Raw genomic sequence first — 16,383 nt, 5'->3', positions numbered from 1 at the left:
CACGCGCGGTGCGGGACAATGGAGGACATGCCTTCCGCACTCCCCGACGGCGAGCCCGTCCCCGCCGACGGCGCGCTGCCCGCGTCCGCGCTCGCCGGGGCGGCCGACCGCCCCCTCGGGTTCTATCTGCACGTCCCCTACTGCGCGACCCGCTGCGGCTACTGCGACTTCAACACCTACACCGCCACCGAGCTGCGCGGCACCGGCGGCGTCCTCGCCTCCCGCGACAACTACGCCGACACCCTGACCGACGAGATCCGCCTGGCCCGCAAGGTCCTCGGCGACGACCCGCGCGAGGTCCGCACGGTCTTCGTCGGCGGCGGCACGCCGACCCTGCTGGCCGCGGGCGATCTCGTACGGATGCTGGGCGCGATCCGTGAGGAGTTCGGTCTCGCGGCCGACGCGGAGGTCACCACGGAGGCGAACCCGGAGTCGGTGGACCCGGCCTACCTGGCCGAGCTGCGGCAGGGCGGCTTCAACCGGATCTCCTTCGGCATGCAGAGCGCGAAGCAGCACGTCCTGCGGATCCTCGACCGCACCCACACCCCCGGGCGCCCGGAGGCCTGTGTGGCGGAGGCCCGCGCGGCGGGCTTCGAGCACGTCAACCTCGACCTGATCTACGGCACCCCGGGCGAGTCCGACGACGACTGGCGGGCCTCGCTCGACGCGGCGCTCGGGGCCGGGCCCGACCATGTCTCGGCGTACGCGCTGATCGTCGAGGAGGGCACCCAGCTGGCCCGCCGGATCCGCCGCGGCGAGGTCCCCATGACCGACGACGACGTGCACGCGGACCGCTATCTGATCGCCGAGGAGGCGATGACGGCGGCCGGGTACGACTGGTACGAGGTCTCCAACTGGGCCACCTCCGAGGCCGGCCGCTGCCTGCACAACGAGCTGTACTGGCGCGGCGCCGACTGGTGGGGCGCGGGCCCCGGCGCGCACAGCCATGTCGGCGGGGTGCGCTGGTGGAACGTCAAGCATCCCGGCGCGTACGCGGCGGCCCTGGCGGAGGGCAGGTCGCCGGGCGCCGGCCGCGAGGTGCTGTCCGACGAGGACCGCCGCGTCGAGCGGATCCTGCTGGAGCTGCGCCTGCGGGAGGGCGTACCGCTGGGCCTGCTCCGCGAGGAGGGCCTGCGGGCCTCCCGCCGGGCCCTGACGGACGGGCTGCTCCAGGAGGGGCCGTACGAGGCGGGCCGCGCGGTGCTGACCCTGCGGGGGCGGCTGCTGGCGGACGCGGTGGTGCGGGACCTGGTGGACTGATCAGCCCTCGGGGGCGGTCACGAAGTCGATCAGCTCCTCGACCCTGCCCAGCAGCGCCGGCTCCAGGTCCTTGTAGGAGTTCACCCGCTTCAGGATCGCCTGCCACACCGCCCCGGTGTTCTCCGGCCAGCCCAGGGCCCGGCAGACGCCGGTCTTCCAGTCCTGGCCGCGCGGGACCGACGGCCAGGCGGGGATGCCGACCGACGCCGGCTTCACCGCCTGCCAGATGTCGATGTACGGGTGGCCGACGACCAGCGCGTGCTCGCTCGTGACGGACTCGGCGATGCGCCACTCCTTCGAGCCGGGCACGAGGTGGTCCACCAGGACGCCCAGCCGCGCGTCCGGGCCCGGCGCGAACTCGGCGACGATCGACACCAGGTCGTCCACGCCCTCCAGGTACTCCACCACCACGCCCTCGACCCGCAGGTCGTCGCCCCAGACCTTCTCCACCAGCTCGGCGTCGTGCCGGCCCTCGACGTAGATCCGGCCGGCGCGGGCGACACGGGCGCGGGCGCCGGGGACGGCGACGGAGCCGGAGGCCGTACGGGCGGGCCGCTGCGGGCCGGAGGACGGCGGCCGCACCAGGGTCACCGCCCGGCCCTCCAGCAGGAACCCGCGCGGCTCCAGCGGGAACACCCGGTGCTTGCCGAAGCGGTCCTCCAGGGTGACCGTGCCCGCCTCGCAGCGGATCACCGCGCCGCAGAACCCGGTCCCCGCCTCCTCGACCACCAGGCCGGGCTCCGCGGGGACCTCGGGGACGGGCTGGGGCTTCTTCCACGGCGGGGTCAGGTCGGAGGAATACTGGCGCATTCGGATGACGATATGGACGGCATCGGGCCCGCTCAGCGCGACACGCCGAAGCGGGCCGCGAGTGCGTCGCGCTGCCGGCGGACGAAGGCCGCGTCCACCACCGCCCCGTGCCCCGGCACGTACCGCGCGTCCTCGCCGCCGAAGGACAGCAGCCGGTCCAGGGCGTCCGGCCAGCGCGACGGCACGGCGTCGGGGCCCGCCTGCGGCTCGCCGGACTCCTCGACCAGGTCGCCGCAGAAGACCACCTCCGGGTCGCCGGGCACGAGGACGACGAGGTCGTGGGCGGTGTGCCCGGGGCCGACGTTGGCCAGCAGCACCTGCTGCCCGTCGCCGAGGTCCAGGGTCCACTCGCCGGAGACGTGGTGGCGGGGTGCGACGAGGGTGTCCGCGGCCTCCGTCGCCGCCGGCTCCGCCAGGCCGTTGCGGATCGCGTCCGCCCGCAGCTCCGCGCGCGCCCGCCGGGACGTCAGCGCGGTCTCCACGCCGACCGCCCCGAACACCTCCGCGCCGGCCAGCGCCGCCGCGCCGAAGACATGGTCGAAGTGCGGATGGGTGAGCGCGAGATGGGTCACACGCCGGCCGGCCAGTTCCTCCGCCTCGGTGCGCAGCCGCGCGCCCTCCGCGAGGCTGGAACCCGCGTCGATCAGCAGCGCCGTACCGTGCCCCAGCACCAGTCCGGCCGTGCAGTCCCAGCCCGGCAGGCGGCAGCGGCCGACGCCGGTCGTGAGCCGTTCCCACCCCAGGTCTTCCCAAGTCACCGTCATACCGCGACGCTAACCGTGACGCCCCCGCGGGTACGAGCCGGCCGGACCGGCCTTGCCCGGGGCGTACCCGACAGCCGTACACTGGGCCGGGTAAGGCTGGCACTCGCATGCGCAGAGTGCCAGGGGGAGCGCCAAGGGGACGTACCGCTGGAGGTGTGCGCGGATGCTCAGTGAACGACGGCTTCAGGTGCTGCGCGCCATCGTCCAGGACTACGTCGGAACCGAGGAGCCGGTCGGCTCCAAGGCGCTCACCGAGCGGCACAGCCTCGGCGTCTCGCCGGCCACGGTCCGCAACGACATGGCCGCCCTGGAGGACGAGGGGTACATCGCCCAGCCGCACACCAGTGCCGGGCGCATCCCCACCGACAAGGGCTACCGGCTCTTCGTCGACAAGCTCGCCGAGGTCAAGCCGCTCACCGCGCCCGAGCGGCGCGCGATCCAGAACTTCCTCGACGGCGCCGTCGACCTCGACGACGTCGTGGCGCGCACGGTACGGCTGCTCGCGCAGCTCACCCGGCAGGTCGCGGTCGTGCAGTATCCGTCGCTGACCCGGTCCACGGTGCGGCATGTGGAGCTGCTGTCGATGGCGCCGGCGCGCGTGATGCTGGTCCTGATCACCGACACCGGCCGGGTCGAGCAGCGGATGATCGACTGCCCGGCGCCGTTCGGCGAGACGTCCCTGGCGGATCTGCGGGCGCGGCTGAACAGCCGGGTCGCCGGCCGCCGCTTCACGGATGTGCCGCAGTTGGTGCAGGATCTGCCCGAGGGCTTCGAACCGGAGGATCGCGGTACCGTCCAGACGGTGCTCGCCACGCTGCTGGAGACGCTGGTCGAGCAGACCGAGGAGCGGCTGATGATCGGCGGTACCGCCAATCTGACCCGCTTCGGGCATGACTTCCCCCTCACCATCCGGCCCGTCCTGGAGGCGCTGGAGGAGCAGGTGGTGCTCCTCAAGCTGCTGGGCGAGGCGAAGGATTCGGGCATGACCGTGCGCATCGGTCACGAGAACGCCCACGAGGGACTCAACTCCACGTCGGTGGTGTCGGTCGGCTACGGTTCGGGCGGCGAGGCAGTCGCCAAGCTCGGCGTGGTCGGACCGACCCGCATGGATTACCCGGGAACGATGGGAGCGGTACGAGCGGTGGCACGGTACGTCGGACAGATCCTGGCGGAGTCGTAAGTGGCCACGGACTATTACGCCGTTCTCGGCGTGCGCCGCGACGCGTCGCAGGAAGAGATCAAGAAGGCCTTCCGGCGGCTCGCCCGCGAGCTGCACCCGGACGTCAACCCCGATCCGAAGACCCAGGAGCGGTTCAAGGAGATCAACGCCGCTTACGAGGTGTTGTCGGACCCGCAGAAGAAGCAGGTCTACGACCTCGGCGGCGACCCGCTGTCGCAGAGCGGCGGCGCGGGTGCCGGCGGCTTCGGCGCGGGCGGCTTCGGGAACTTCTCGGACATCATGGACGCGTTCTTCGGCACGGCGTCGCAGCGCGGACCGCGCTCGCGGACCCGCCGGGGCCAGGACGCGATGATCCGCATCGAGGTCGAGCTGGACGAGGCGGCCTTCGGGACGACCAAGGACATCCAGGTCGACACCGCGATCGTCTGCACCACGTGCAGCGGCGAGGGCGCGGCGCCGGGCACCTCGGCGCAGACCTGTGACATGTGCCGCGGCCGCGGTGAGGTCTCGCAGGTCACCCGGTCCTTCCTGGGCCAGGTCATGACCTCGCGGCCCTGCCCCCAGTGCCAGGGCTTCGGCACGGTCGTGCCGAACCCGTGCCCGGAGTGCGCGGGCGACGGCCGGGTGCGGTCCCGCCGCACGCTGACCGTGAAGATCCCGGCCGGTGTCGACAACGGCACGCGGATCCAGCTCGCCGGCGAGGGCGAGGTCGGTCCGGGCGGAGGCCCCGCGGGCGACCTGTACGTGGAGATCCACGAGCTGCCGCACCCGACCTTCCAGCGGCGCGGCGACGACCTGCACTGCACGGTGACGATCCCGATGACGGCGGCGGCCCTCGGCACCAAGGTGCCGCTGGAGACGCTGGACGGCATGGAGGAGGTCGACATCCGTCCGGGCACCCAGTCCGGTCAGTCGATCCCGCTGCACGGCCGTGGCGTCACCCACCTGCGCGGCGGCGGCCGGGGCGACCTCATCGTGCACGTCGAGGTGCAGACCCCGAACAAGCTCGACCCGGAGCAGGAGCGCCTGCTGCGGGAGCTGGCCAAGCTGCGCGGCGAGGAGCGTCCGACGGGACAGTTCCAGCCGGGTCAGCAGGGACTGTTCTCGCGGCTGAAGGACGCGTTCAACGGCCGCTGAGGCGGCCGGCCCGGCGCTCTCGAAGGGCGCCGGGAGCCTCTCGCGCGGGGTCTGAGCCGCGGTGATGCCTCCGGCACATGCCGGAGGGTGGCCGGATTCGGACTTGATCGGAGGACGTGACAACATGCCGTCATGTCCTCCGCACTGACCGATCTCTTCCCCCATCCGATCGTGCAGGCCCCCATGGCGGGCGGCGTCTCCGTGCCGCGGCTCGCCGCCGCCGTGTCCGAGGCCGGGGGGCTTGGATTTCTGGCCGCCGGGTACAAGACGGCCGACGGCATGTACCAGGAGATCAAGCAGCTGCGGGGGCTGACGGGCCGCCCCTTCGGCGTGAACCTCTTCCTGCCGCAGCCGGAGTACGCGGACCCCGCAGCCGTCGACGTCTACGCCCATCAGCTGGCCGGCGAGGCCGCCTGGTACGAGACCGAGCTGGGCGACCGGGACAGCGGCCGGGACGACGGCTACGACGCCAAGCTCGCGGTGCTGCTGGACAACCCGGTGCCGGTGGTGTCGTTCCACTTCGGCGTCCCCGGCCGGGACGCCCTGGACGCGCTGCGCCGGGCCGGCACCTTCACCCTCGTCACCGCCACCACCGCCGACGAGGCCCGCGCCGTCGAACAGGCCGGCGCCGACGCGGTGATCGTGCAGGGCGTGGAGGCCGGCGGCCACCAGGGCACCCACCGCGACATCCCCGAGAACGACGGCTCCGGCGTCGGACTGCTCTCCCTGATCGCCCAGATCCGCGAGGCGGTCCGGCTGCCCCTCGTCGCCGCGGGTGGCATCATGCGCGGCAGCCAGATCGCCGCCGCCCTCGCCGCGGGCGCGAGCGCCGCCCAGCTCGGCACCGCCTTCCTCGCCACCCCCGAGTCCGGCGCGCAGGCCGTGCACAAGCAGGCGCTGACCAACCCGCTGTTCACGCGCACCGAACTCACCCGCGCCTTCTCCGGCCGGCCCGCGCGCGGACTGGTCAACCGGTTCATGCGCGAGCACGGGCCCTACGCCCCCGCCGCCTACCCGGAGGTCCACCACCTCACCTCGCCGCTGCGCAAGGCCGCCGCCAAGGCCGGCGACGCGCAGGGCATGGCGCTGTGGGCGGGACAGGGCCACCGGATGGCCCGCGAGCTGCCCGCCGGTCAGCTGGTGGAGGTGCTGGCGGCCGAACTGGCGGCGGCGCGGACAGCGTTGTCGGGCGGTGGCGCGCGATGACGGCACCGGTGTTCGTGGTCGAGCACTTCGACGCGGGAGGCGGCGGCCGGTACGTCCTCGACGGCCCCGAGGGACGGCACGCCGTCTCGGTGAAGCGGCTCCAGCCGGGCGAGGACGTCGTCCTCACCGACGGCGCCGGACGCTGGGCGGACTGCGTGGTGCTCGGCACCGAGGGCAAGGACCGGCTGATCGTGCAGCTGGACTCGTACTCCGAGGAGCCGCCGGAGCAGCCCCGGATCACCGTGGTCCAGGCGCTGCCCAAGGGCGACCGCGGGGAAGTCGCCGTGGAGACCATGACCGAGGTCGGCGTCGACGCGATCGTGCCCTGGCAGGCCGCCCGCTGCATCACGCAGTGGAAGGGCGACCGGGGGCTGAAGTCCCTTTCCAAGTGGCGGGCCACCGCCCGCGAGGCCGGCAAGCAGTCCCGCCGGGTCCGCTTCCCCGAGGTCGCGGACACGGCGACGACCAAGCAGGTCGCCGCGCTGCTCGCGAAGGCCGACTTCGCCGCCGTGCTGCACTCCGACTTCGAGCACGGCAGCGAGCCGCTGGCCACCGCCGAACTGCCCGAGCAGGGCGAGATCGTGCTGGTCGTCGGCCCCGAAGGAGGCGTCGCAGCCGACGAGTTGGCGCTGTTCCGGGAGGCCGGCGCGAAGGCGTACGTCCTCGGCCGGAGCGTGCTGCGCACCTCGACCGCCGGCACCGCGGCCACCGCCCTCCTCCTCGGCCGCACGGGCCGCTGGTCCTGACCCGCGGCTGCTACCGCCGGGAGGCCGCCGCGCGTGCGGCGGCGGCCGGCAGCAGATCCCAGCCGTCCAGCTCCCGCGAGGCCTCGGCGGCGGGCAGCAGTCCGCGCCGGACGGCCTCGTCGACGAGCGCGCGCACGCTGCCCGGCTGATTCAGGTTGAGCCCGTTGCCGTGCTCGTCGATCACATGTCCGCCGGGCTGGTAGCCGCCCTCCACCGACCGGCCGGGCCCCTGCCGGAAGACGATCCGTGTCCGCCTTCCGTCCCGGTGCAGACCGAGCACCTCCTCGCACGGTCGTCCGGCGCCGCCGTGCCGGTGCCGGACGGCCCACAGATACGTCGCCGCCTCGTCCACCACGAGCTTCCTCGGACTGCCCTTCTTGCGCATGCCGCCAGGCCAGGAGACCGGGCACCGCGGTGCGTGGCCGTAAGCCCTCTTCCGCGACCGGCGAGGCGGTGGCAGCATGCCCTTCATGGGGGTGTTGAGGCGGGTTCGGGGGCGGTCGGGCGCACGCCGGGCGGTCGCGATGGCGTCGCTGGCGGTGGTGGCCGTGGGCGGGGCCGTGGCGTGTGATCCGGGCGGGCTCAGCGCGGCGACCGTGGCGTACACGACGGACGAGACCGTGACCCGGGAGCTGGAGCGGCAGAAGGCCGACGTGCAATGGCTCAGCTGCACCGCGGACTTCGGGGACGACGGCCGCTCGACGCCCACCGCGAGCGAGGACACCGTCGCCGACGTCGACTGCGAGGGCGAGACCTCCGACGGCAAGGACATCACCGTCACCGGGAAGGTGACCCGCGCGGTGAACGGCCGCTGCGTGCGCGGGGACATCGTCGCCAAAGTGGACGGCAAGGAGTGGTTCCACGTCAAGGGCCTCGGCGACTGCGACGCGCCGAGCACCCCGCCGGTGAACCAGCCGCCCGGCTCCGGCCCCGAGCCGAACGTCACGGTGACCGTCACCCGGACCGTCTGGTGCCAGAGCGACCCGCAGTGCCGGCCCGCGGGGAAGTGATCGAAACCGCTGTTCGGCGAGGCCGCGGCTGCATAGGGTGATCGGGTGACACAGCCGACGCCGGGGTATCTCCGATTTCCGCATCCGCACGGCGAGTTGGTCGCCTTCACCGCCGAGGACGACGTGTGGCTCGCACCGCTCGACGGCGGACGGGCCTGGCGGGTCAGCGCCGACAACATGCCGGTGAACCAGCCGCGCATCTCGCCCGACGGCACCACCGTCGCCTGGACCTCCACCCGCGACGGCGCCCCCGAGGTGCACATCGCGCCCGTCGACGGCGGCCCGTCCAAGCGGCTCACCTACTGGGGCAGTTGGCGCACCCAGGTGCGCGGCTGGACCTCCGACGGGCAGGTCCTCGCCCTCACCACCCACGGCGAGGCCAGCCTGCGCCGCAGCTGGGCGCACGCCGTCCCGCTCGACGGCGGCCCCTCCCGCCGGCTGCCGTACGGACCCGTCGGCGACGTCGCCCACGGCCCGCACACGGTGCTGCTGTCCGCGCCGATGGGACGCGAGGCCGCCTGGTGGAAGCGGTACCGGGGCGGCACGGCGGGCAAGCTGTGGATCGACCGCGGCGGTGACGGGGAGTTCGTCCGGCTGCACGAGGAGCTGGACGGGAACATCGAGTACCCGTTCTGGGCCGGCGAGCGGATCGCCTTCCTCTCCGACCACGAGGGCACCGGCGCCGTCTACTCCTCCCTCGCCGACGGCTCCGACCTGCGCCGCCACACGCCCCTCGGCGGCTTCTACGCCCGGCACGCCGCGAGCGACGGCAGCCGCGTCGTCTACTCCGCCGCCGGTGAACTGTGGCTGCTGGACGACCTCGACGGCGCCGAGCCGCGCCGGCTCGACATCCGGCTCGGCGGGCAGCGCACCGACCGGCAGCCGTACCAGGTGAACGCCGCCCGCTGGTTCGGGGCGGCCGCTCCCGACCACACCGCGCGCGGCAGCACGGTCGCCGTGCGCGGCACCGTGCACTGGGTCACCCACCGCGCCGGTCCCACCCGCGCCCTCGCCGCCACACCCGGTGTCCGGGCCCGGCTGCCGCGCACCTTCCGGGTGGAGGGCGAGGAGTGGGTGGTGTGGGTGACGGACGCGGAGGGCGAGGACGCCCTGGAGTTCGCGCCCGCCACCGGCCTCGCCCCCGCCGCCACCCCGCGCCGGCTCGCCGCCGGGCAGCTCGGCCGGGTGCTGGGCCTGGCGATGGCCCCCGACGGCAGCCGGGCCGCGGTCGCCGCGCACGACGGGCGGGTGCTGCTCGTCGAGCGGGAGACCGGCGAGGTGCGCGAGGTCGACCGCAGCGAGCACGGCGATGTCTCCGGGCTGGTGTTCTCGCCCGACTCGGCCTGGCTCGCCTGGTCGCACCCGGGACCGCACCCGCTGTGCCAGCTGAAGCTCGCCAACACCACCGACCTGTCGGTCACCGAGGCGACCCCGCTGCGGTTCCAGGACTACGCGCCCGCCTTCACCCTCAACGGCAAGCACCTCGCGTTCCTCTCCAACCGCTCCTTCGACCCGGTCTACGACGAACACGTCTTCGACCTGGCGTTCGTCATCGGCGACCGCCCGCACCTGATCACCCTCGCCGCCACCACCCCCTCGCCGTTCGGGCCGCAGCGGCACGGCCGGCCCTTCGAGGCGCCCGACAAGGACGAGACACCGGACAGCGAGGGCACCCCGGCCACCCGGATCGACCTCGACGGACTCGCCGACCGGATCGTGCCGTTCCCGGTGGAGGCCGGCCGCTACTCCAACCTGCGGGCCGCCAAGGACGGCGTGCTGTGGCTGCGGCACCCCGTCCGCGGCGTCCTCGGCGTCTCCCGGGCCACCCCCGACGACCCCGACCCGCACACCGAGCTGGAGCGCTACGACCTCGCCCAGCAGCGCCTGGAACACCTCGCCGTCGACGCCGACCACTTCGAGGTCAGCGGCGACGGCAAGCGGGTGCTGCTGTGGACCGACGGACGGCTGAAGGTCGTACCGAGCGACCGCCGGGCCTCCGGCGACGACGACAGCGACACCAACGTCGCCGTCGACCTGACCCGGGTGCGCCAGACCGTCGACCCGGCCGCCGAGTGGCGCCAGATGTTCGACGAGAACGGCCGGATCATGCGGGACCACTTCTGGCGGCCGGACATGAGCGGCGTCGACTGGGACGGTGTCCTCGACCGCTACCGGCCCGTCCTGGACCGGCTCGCCACCCACGACGACCTCGTCGACCTGCTGTGGGAGGTGCAGGGCGAGCTCGGCACCTCGCACGCCTACGTCGCCCCGCGCGGCGGCCACGGCGACGGCGACCGGCAGGGACTGCTCGGCGCGGACGTCTCCCGGCACGAGGACGGCACCTGGCGCGTCGACCGGGTGCTGCCCTCGGAGACCTCCGACCCGGACGCCCGTTCCCCGCTCGCCGCGCCCGGTGTCGCGGTGCGCGCCGGCGACGCGATCCTCGCGGTCGGCGGCCGGCCCGTCGACCCGGTGACCGGGCCGGGCCCGCTGCTCGTGGGCACCGCGGGCAAGCCGGTCGAGCTGACGGTCTCCCCGGCCGGCGGCGGCGAGCCGCGGCACGCGGTGGTCGTACCGGTCGCCGACGAGGAGCCGCTGCGCTACCACGCCTGGGTCGCCGACCGGCGGGCGTACGTGCGCGAGCGGTCCGGCGGGCGGCTCGGCTATCTGCACGTGCCGGACATGCAGGCGCCCGGCTGGGCGCAGATCCACCGCGACCTGCGGGTGGAGGTCGCCCGCGAGGGGCTGATCGTGGACGTCCGGGAGAACCGGGGCGGACACACCTCCCAGCTCGTCGTGGAGAAGCTGGCCCGGCGGATCGTCGGCTGGGGCGTGCCGCGCGGGATGCGGCCGTACAGCTACCCGGAGGACGCGCCGCGCGGGCCGGTCGTCGCCGTCGCCAACGAGTTCTCCGGGTCCGACGGGGACATCGTCAACGCGGCGATCAAGGCGCTGCGGCTGGGACCGGTGGTCGGGACCCGCACCTGGGGCGGCGTCATCGGCATCGACAGCCGCTACCACCTCGTCGACGGCACCCTGGTCACCCAGCCGAAGTACGCCTTCTGGCTGGAGGGGTACGGCTGGGGCGTCGAGAACCACGGCGTCGACCCGGACGTCGAGGTCGTCCAGCGCCCGCAGGACCACGCCGCGGGCCGCGATCCCCAGCTGGACGAGGCGATCCGCCTGGCCCTGGAGGCCCTGGAGGAGACCCCGGCGAAAACACCGCCGAATCTCGAATAGCGGGGCGCGACAGCCACTCGGGGGCGCGGGGCGGAGCCGATGGGCGGCTGTGCCGCGTGGGCGCGACCGGCCGCGGCCCCGCGCCCCCGGCGACGATACGATGCCCACAGAGACGATCACCGCGAGACGCCGGAGGGAAAATGGCAGGGGAACCGCAGGACGACTGCCTGTTCTGCAAGATCGTCGCGGGCCAGATCCCGGCGACGATCGTCCGTGAGACGGAGACGACCGTCGCCTTCCGGGACATCAACCCCCAGGCGCCCACTCACGTCCTGGTGATCCCGAAGGAGCACTGGCCGAGCGCCGCCGAGCTCGCCGTCGCCGCGCCCCAGCTCGCCGCCGACGTGCTGCGCGAGACGCAGGCGGTCGCCGACGACGACAAACTGGACAGCTACCGCATCGTCTTCAACACCGGCAGCGGTGCCGGCCAGACCGTCTTCCACGCGCACGCGCACGTCCTCGGCGGCCGCGGCCTCCAGTGGCCTCCCGGATAATCCGGCGTGTCCGTCCGTGAACTGGTGGTCCTCGGCACCGCCAGCCAGGTCCCGACCCGGCACCGCAACCACAACGGCTACCTGCTGCGCTGGGACGGCGAGGGCATCCTCTTCGACCCCGGCGAGGGCATCCAGCGGCAGATGGTGCGCGCCGGTGTCGCCGCCCACGACCTCAACCGGATCTGCGTCACGCACTTCCACGGGGACCACTCGCTGGGCCTGCCGGGCGTCATCCAGCGGATCAACCTGGACCAGGTGCCGCACCCGGTGACCGCCCACTACCCGCGCTCCGGGCAGCGCTTCTTCGACCGGCTGCGGTACGCCACCGCCTACCGGGAGACGGTCGGGGTGACCGAGGCGCCGGTCGACGCCGACGGCGACCTCGTGACGACCGGCTCGTACACCCTCCAGGCCCGCAGGCTCTCGCACCCCGTCGAGTCCTTCGGCTACCGGCTGGTCGAGCCCGACGGGTTGCGGATGCTGCCCGAGCGGCTGGCCGCGCACGGCGTCAAGGGCCCGGACGTGGGCCGCATCCAGCGCGAGGGCTCGCTGGGCCCGGTCGCCCTGGCGGACGTCAGCGAGGTGCGGCGCGGGCAGCGGTTCGCGTTCGTCATGGACACCCGGCTGTGCGACGGCGTGTACGCGCTGGCGGACGGCTGCGACATGCTGGTGATCGAGTCGACCTTCCTCGACGAGGACGAGCACCTCGCCACCGATCACGGCCATCTGACGGCGGGTCAGGCGGCGCGGGTGGCCAGGGACAGCCAGGTGCGGCACCTGGTGCTCACCCACTTCAGCCAGCGCTATGGCGAGCCCGAGGAGTTCGAGCGCCAGGCGCGGGCCGCCGGGTTCGAGGGTGAGCTGACGGTGGCGCACGATCTGCAGAGAGTGCCGGTTCCGAAACGCAGGTAAATGGGGCGTACGATTCCTTGATGCCCCTCCCCATAGCAGAACTGCACCTGCACATCGAAGGAACTCTGGAGCCGGAGCTGGCGTTCGAGCTGGCCGCGCGCAACGGGGTGCCGCTGCCGTACGCGACCACGGACGAGCTGCGTGAGGCGTACCGGTTCGAGGACCTCCAGTCCTTCCTGAACCTGTACTACGAGCTGATGGCCGTGCTGCGCACCGAGCGGGACTTCGAGGACCTGGCCGACGCCTACCTCGCCCGCGCCGCCGCGCAGGGGGTCCGGCACGCCGAGATCTTCTTCGACCCGCAGGCCCACCTGGCCCGGGGAGTCCCGATGGGCACCGTCGTGGAGGGGCTGTGGCGGGCGCTGAGCCGCAGCGAGGCCGACCACGGCATCTCCACCCGGCTGATCCTGTGCTTCCTGCGCGACGAGTCCGCCGAGTCGGCGCTCGCCACTCTGGACGCGGCGGGTCCCCACCTGGACCGGATCGCCGGTGTCGGCCTGGACTCCGCCGAGGTCGGGCATCCGCCGGCGAAGTTCCGCGAGGTGTACGAGGCCGCCGCCGCGCTGGGGCTGCGCCGGGTGGCGCACGCGGGCGAGGAGGGGCCGCCGGAGTACATCACCGAGGCCCTGGACGTGCTCGGCGTCGAGCGCGTCGACCACGGCCTGCGCTGCATGGAGGACCCGGCGCTGGTGGAGCGGCTGGTCCGGGACCGGATCCCGCTGACCCTGTGCCCCCTGTCGAACGTCCGCCTGCGCACCGTGGACACCCTGGCCGACCATCCGCTGCCCGCCATGCTCGACGCCGGGCTGCTGTGCACGGTCAACTCCGACGACCCGGCCTACTTCGGCGGCTACGCCGGCGACAACCTGGACGCCGTGCGCCGCACCCTCGGGCTGACCGAGGACCGGCTCCGCGAGCTGGCCCGCAACTCCTTCCGCGCCGCCTTCCTGGAGCACGACGAGGAGCGGCGGGCCCGGTACCTCGCCGAGGTGGAGGCGTACGAGTTCCCGTAGGCCGGCGGCCTCAGACGGCACCCGGCGCGGCGACGGCCTCCCGCGGCCCCGCCGCGCCGTAGGCGGCCCGCTCGGCGGGCCCGGCCGGGCTCTCCAGCGGGAACTCGATCACCGGGATGTCGACGGCCGGGAGGCCGGCGGACGGGGTGCCGGCGGACGGGGTGCCGACGGACGGGGTGCCGACGGACGGGGTGCCGGCGACCGGCAGTTCGACGACGGGGATCTCGACGACGGGGATGTCGGCGACCGGAATCTCGGCGGCCGGGATCTCCGCCGGGGCCGGGCGCGGGCGGGTGCGGAGGGCGACCGCGGTCATCGGGACGGCGATCACCAGCAGGCCCGCGGCCAGGATCAGCCCCATGCCGTCGAAGCCCGCCCGCGCGGACAGCAGACTGCCGGTCAGCGGTCCCGCGGCCGTGCCCAGCGAGGACGCCGAGCCGACCAGCACCGCCCAGCGCCCGCGCGGGTCGAGGGAGGCGGCCAGGCCGATGACGTACGAGAGCACCACCGGGTAGAGGGCGTTCCAGGCGATCTCGCCCGCGGCGAAGGCCGGCAGCGTGGTCGCGGAGGCGCTGAGCGCGATGCATCCGGCGATCAGTGTGGTGCCCACGCCGATCGGCAGTGCCCGTCCGAGCCGCGCCCCGAGCGCTCCGGCGCAGAGCACGCCCAGCAGTCCCGCGCCGAGCGCCACGGCGAAGACCACGCCGACGGCCGCCTCGGTCAGGTGTGCCTGCGTCAGCCCGATCCGGCCGCTGACGCCCCACAGGGCGTTCTGGGCGAGCGACCAGCAGGGCATGGCGGCGGCGAGCAGCAGTCCGGAGCGCAGATGGGGGAGGCGGGCCCTCTCCCGCCGGACCGCGACGGCGGCCGCGCGGGCGGGCAGCCGGCCGGTCAGCGGCCAGACGGCGAGGGCGGTGAGGGCGATCGCGGCGAGCGGGAGGCCGTGGCCGGGGCCCAGGTGCGGGACCGTCAGATAGAGCGCGCCCGCGAGCGCCGACACCCCGAGCAGGCCGGTGGTGGAGGCGCGGTGCGGGTCGCGGTGGGCGGCGATGCCGGACGCGGCGACCGCGGTGACCGTGCCCGACCCGAACCCGCCGAGCACCGCGCCCGCGACGACGGCCGGGACGCTGGTGGTGAGGGCGGCGGCGCCGTAGCCGAGGGCGGCGAGGGCGAGTCCGGCGCGGGCGAGGGCGCGGGCTCCGAGCCGGTCGACGCGCCCGGCCAGCAGGAACCCGGCCGAGGCCGAGGCGAGGAGCAGGGCGCTGCCGACGGCGCCCGCCTGGGTGGCGGTCAGCGCAAGGCCCGAGTCGAGGCGGCCGACGGTGGTCGGCAGCAGGTAAGGGGCGAGGTACCCGGCCGTGAAAAGGGCGATCAGGGGCCAGGGCAGGGTGCGAGGGGCGAGCACGGGCGTTCCCGGGGCATGCGAAAGAAGCGGCTGAAGTGGGGGAGGGGCGCAGCCGTCGACGGACAGGAACGCGCGGGCAATTTGTATCAAGCACGGAGTTGCGCGATGAAGCCCGGGTGACGTGATCTGGGTCACTCTTCGGTTTGGGGTGGGGAAGGCCGGGTAGAAGCGGCCGTTTCCCCAGGCCGGCGGCGGCTAGCGCCAGTGCACGGCGCCTCCGGCCGCCGGTGCCGTCGCCTCGATCTTCACCCGGATCTCCCGCATGACGGCGACGATCCGCTCCTCGTGCTCCGGCGTCAGCCGGGCCACCGGCACCGAGCAGCTGATCGCGTCCTGCGCGGGGGAGTCGTACCGCAGCGCGAACCCGAAGCCGACGATCCCGGGCACGCCCTCCTCGCGGTCGACGGAGTGGCCGCGCGCCCGCACCTCGGCGAGGTCGGCGGCCAGCGACGCCCGCGTGGTGTGGGTGCGGGGCGTCAGCGCCCGGTAGGGCTCCGCCGGCAGGTCGTCGTCGGACCGCTCGGCCAGCAGCGCCTTGCCGAGGGCGCCGGCGTGGGCGGGGAGCCTGCGGCCCACCCGGCTGATGGTCCGCAGGTACTCGTGCGACTCCCGGGTCGCGAGGTACGCCACGTCCGGGCCGTCCAGCCGGCCCATGTGGATCGTCTCGCCCAGCGCCTGGGACGCCTCGTCGAGGTAGGGACGGACGGCCCGTACGCGCGGATCGGAGTCGAGGTAGCTGGTGCCGGTCAGCAGGGCGTGGATGCCGATGCCGTAGAGGGAGCCGGTGACGTCGGTGCGGACCCAGCCGCGCGAGATCAGGGTCTGGAGCAGGGCGTACATCGAACTGCGCGGGACGCCGAGCTCGTCCGCCAGCTCCTGGAGCCGTGCCGGGCGGTCGCCGCGCGCGGCGAGCAGTTCCAGCAACTCGACGGTGCGCGCCGCCGACTTCACCTCGCGGACCCCGCCGCCTGACTCCGACATGGGGGCGATCGTAGTGCGGCGGCGGGCCGGGTCCCCGACGGTTCGCCGTCCGCGTACCCCTGGCGGTGCGAGGACGTCCTCACCGGACGCCGCACGTTCGAACAGGGCCCCGTACGGGTTGCCGACACCGGCGTGACCCGGGACGCGCTGTCAGGGGTGTGGTGCACACTGGCTGGATCCGCACCACGTTCAGGGAGTGCCCACCGTGAACGCGTCCGTCCGCCC

General features: G+C 74.1%; 15 protein-coding genes. 10 read left to right on the top strand and 5 right to left on the bottom strand.

Annotated features, from left to right (window positions below; genetic code table 11):
• Positions 1-27: 27 nt before the first annotated feature.
• Positions 28-1,260: a radical SAM family heme chaperone HemW gene (gene hemW / locus ABT232_RS00565; RefSeq protein ID WP_351833823.1), complete on the top strand. Its 1,233-nt coding sequence runs from the start codon at positions 28-30 to the stop codon at positions 1,258-1,260.
• Here the strand turns inward: hemW and ABT232_RS00560 are convergent, their stop codons facing one another.
• Together ABT232_RS00560 and ABT232_RS00555 are read right to left on the bottom strand one after the other, a co-directional pair.
• Complete coding sequence (locus tag ABT232_RS00560) at positions 1,261-2,070, bottom strand: DUF3097 domain-containing protein (RefSeq protein WP_351833820.1); 810 nt, start codon at positions 2,068-2,070, stop codon at positions 1,261-1,263.
• A 32-nt stretch (positions 2,071-2,102) separates the two neighbouring features.
• Entirely contained in the window at positions 2,103-2,834 is a 732-nt protein-coding gene (locus ABT232_RS00555) for an MBL fold metallo-hydrolase (protein WP_351833819.1), read from the bottom strand.
• A 163-nt stretch (positions 2,835-2,997) separates the two neighbouring features.
• Here ABT232_RS00555 and hrcA point away from each other — a divergent pair, with 163 nt between their 5' ends.
• From hrcA to ABT232_RS00535, 4 genes are all read left to right on the top strand, one after another.
• On the top strand, positions 2,998-4,014 hold the full coding sequence (hrcA, locus tag ABT232_RS00550; RefSeq protein WP_351833817.1) for a heat-inducible transcriptional repressor HrcA: 1,017 nt from the start codon (positions 2,998-3,000) through the stop codon (positions 4,012-4,014).
• Positions 4,015-5,151 carry a molecular chaperone DnaJ gene (gene dnaJ, locus ABT232_RS00545; RefSeq protein WP_351833814.1) on the top strand — a complete coding sequence of 379 codons (1,137 nt, stop codon included), beginning with the start codon at positions 4,015-4,017 and terminating at the stop codon, positions 5,149-5,151.
• Between the two features lie 132 nt (positions 5,152-5,283).
• The gene (locus tag ABT232_RS00540) at positions 5,284-6,357 is read left to right on the top strand and encodes a nitronate monooxygenase (RefSeq protein WP_351833811.1); all 1,074 of its coding nucleotides are present in this window, start codon (positions 5,284-5,286) and stop codon (positions 6,355-6,357) included.
• Entirely contained in the window at positions 6,354-7,103 is a 750-nt protein-coding gene (locus ABT232_RS00535) for a 16S rRNA (uracil(1498)-N(3))-methyltransferase (protein WP_351833809.1), read from the top strand. Before ABT232_RS00540 ends, ABT232_RS00535 begins: the two co-directional genes overlap by 4 nt.
• A 10-nt stretch (positions 7,104-7,113) precedes the next feature.
• Here ABT232_RS00535 and ABT232_RS00530 read toward each other — a convergent pair whose 3' ends face one another.
• Complete coding sequence (locus tag ABT232_RS00530; RefSeq protein ID WP_351833806.1) at positions 7,114-7,488, bottom strand: hypothetical protein; 375 nt, start codon at positions 7,486-7,488, stop codon at positions 7,114-7,116.
• A gap of 139 nt (positions 7,489-7,627) precedes the next feature.
• Between ABT232_RS00530 and ABT232_RS00525 the strand changes: the two genes are divergently transcribed.
• The 5 genes from ABT232_RS00525 (at position 7,628) to ABT232_RS00505 (ending at position 13,772) form a co-directional block, all read left to right on the top strand.
• Positions 7,628-8,113 carry a hypothetical protein gene (locus ABT232_RS00525; protein WP_351833804.1) on the top strand — a complete coding sequence of 162 codons (486 nt, stop codon included), beginning with the start codon at positions 7,628-7,630 and terminating at the stop codon, positions 8,111-8,113.
• Positions 8,114-8,158: 45 nt separating this feature from the next.
• A complete protein-coding gene (locus tag ABT232_RS00520; protein WP_351833802.1) occupies positions 8,159-11,353 on the top strand; it encodes a S41 family peptidase in 3,195 nt (1,064 codons plus the stop codon).
• Between the two features lie 140 nt (positions 11,354-11,493).
• Positions 11,494-11,847 (top strand): histidine triad nucleotide-binding protein, encoded by a 354-nt coding sequence (locus ABT232_RS00515; protein ID WP_351833800.1) that lies wholly within the window; start codon positions 11,494-11,496, stop codon positions 11,845-11,847.
• Between the two features lie 6 nt (positions 11,848-11,853).
• The gene (locus ABT232_RS00510) at positions 11,854-12,759 is read left to right on the top strand and encodes a ribonuclease Z (RefSeq protein ID WP_351833798.1); all 906 of its coding nucleotides are present in this window, start codon (positions 11,854-11,856) and stop codon (positions 12,757-12,759) included.
• A 20-nt stretch (positions 12,760-12,779) separates the two neighbouring features.
• On the top strand, positions 12,780-13,772 hold the full coding sequence (locus ABT232_RS00505) for an adenosine deaminase (protein ID WP_351833795.1): 993 nt from the start codon (positions 12,780-12,782) through the stop codon (positions 13,770-13,772).
• Positions 13,773-13,782: 10 nt separating this feature from the next.
• On the opposite strand, the gene ABT232_RS00500 is transcribed toward ABT232_RS00505, so the two are convergent.
• Entirely contained in the window at positions 13,783-15,177 is a 1,395-nt protein-coding gene (locus ABT232_RS00500) for an MFS transporter (protein ID WP_351833793.1), read from the bottom strand.
• Between the two features lie 195 nt (positions 15,178-15,372).
• Positions 15,373-16,158, bottom strand: coding sequence for an IclR family transcriptional regulator (locus ABT232_RS00495; RefSeq protein WP_351833791.1), 786 nt, complete (start codon positions 16,156-16,158; stop codon positions 15,373-15,375).
• Positions 16,159-16,383: the final 225 nt, after the last annotated feature.

It is taken from the genome of Streptomyces sp. NPDC001532, assembly GCF_040298625.1.
Classification (GTDB): domain Bacteria; phylum Actinomycetota; class Actinomycetes; order Streptomycetales; family Streptomycetaceae; genus Streptomyces.
Note: the sequence above shows the minus strand (reverse complement) of the source record. Positions and strands in the feature narration are given on the sequence as shown.

Bases quoted from the DNA above. Each gene is read 5' to 3' on its own strand.
- hemW (WP_351833823.1), top strand. From the start codon at position 28: ATGCCTTCCGCACTCCCCGACGGCGAGCCCGTCCCCGCCGACGGCGCG.
- ABT232_RS00560 (WP_351833820.1), bottom strand. From the start codon at position 2,070: ATGCGCCAGTATTCCTCCGACCTGACCCCGCCGTGGAAGAAGCCCCAG.
- ABT232_RS00555 (WP_351833819.1), bottom strand. From the start codon at position 2,834: ATGACGGTGACTTGGGAAGACCTGGGGTGGGAACGGCTCACGACCGGC.
- hrcA (WP_351833817.1), top strand. From the start codon at position 2,998: ATGCTCAGTGAACGACGGCTTCAGGTGCTGCGCGCCATCGTCCAGGAC.
- ABT232_RS00540 (WP_351833811.1), top strand. From the start codon at position 5,284: ATGTCCTCCGCACTGACCGATCTCTTCCCCCATCCGATCGTGCAGGCC.
- ABT232_RS00535 (WP_351833809.1), top strand. From the start codon at position 6,354: ATGACGGCACCGGTGTTCGTGGTCGAGCACTTCGACGCGGGAGGCGGC.
- ABT232_RS00530 (WP_351833806.1), bottom strand. From the start codon at position 7,488: ATGCGCAAGAAGGGCAGTCCGAGGAAGCTCGTGGTGGACGAGGCGGCG.
- ABT232_RS00525 (WP_351833804.1), top strand. From the start codon at position 7,628: ATGGCGTCGCTGGCGGTGGTGGCCGTGGGCGGGGCCGTGGCGTGTGAT.
- ABT232_RS00515 (WP_351833800.1), top strand. From the start codon at position 11,494: ATGGCAGGGGAACCGCAGGACGACTGCCTGTTCTGCAAGATCGTCGCG.
- ABT232_RS00505 (WP_351833795.1), top strand. From the start codon at position 12,780: ATGCCCCTCCCCATAGCAGAACTGCACCTGCACATCGAAGGAACTCTG.
- ABT232_RS00495 (WP_351833791.1), bottom strand. From the start codon at position 16,158: ATGTCGGAGTCAGGCGGCGGGGTCCGCGAGGTGAAGTCGGCGGCGCGC.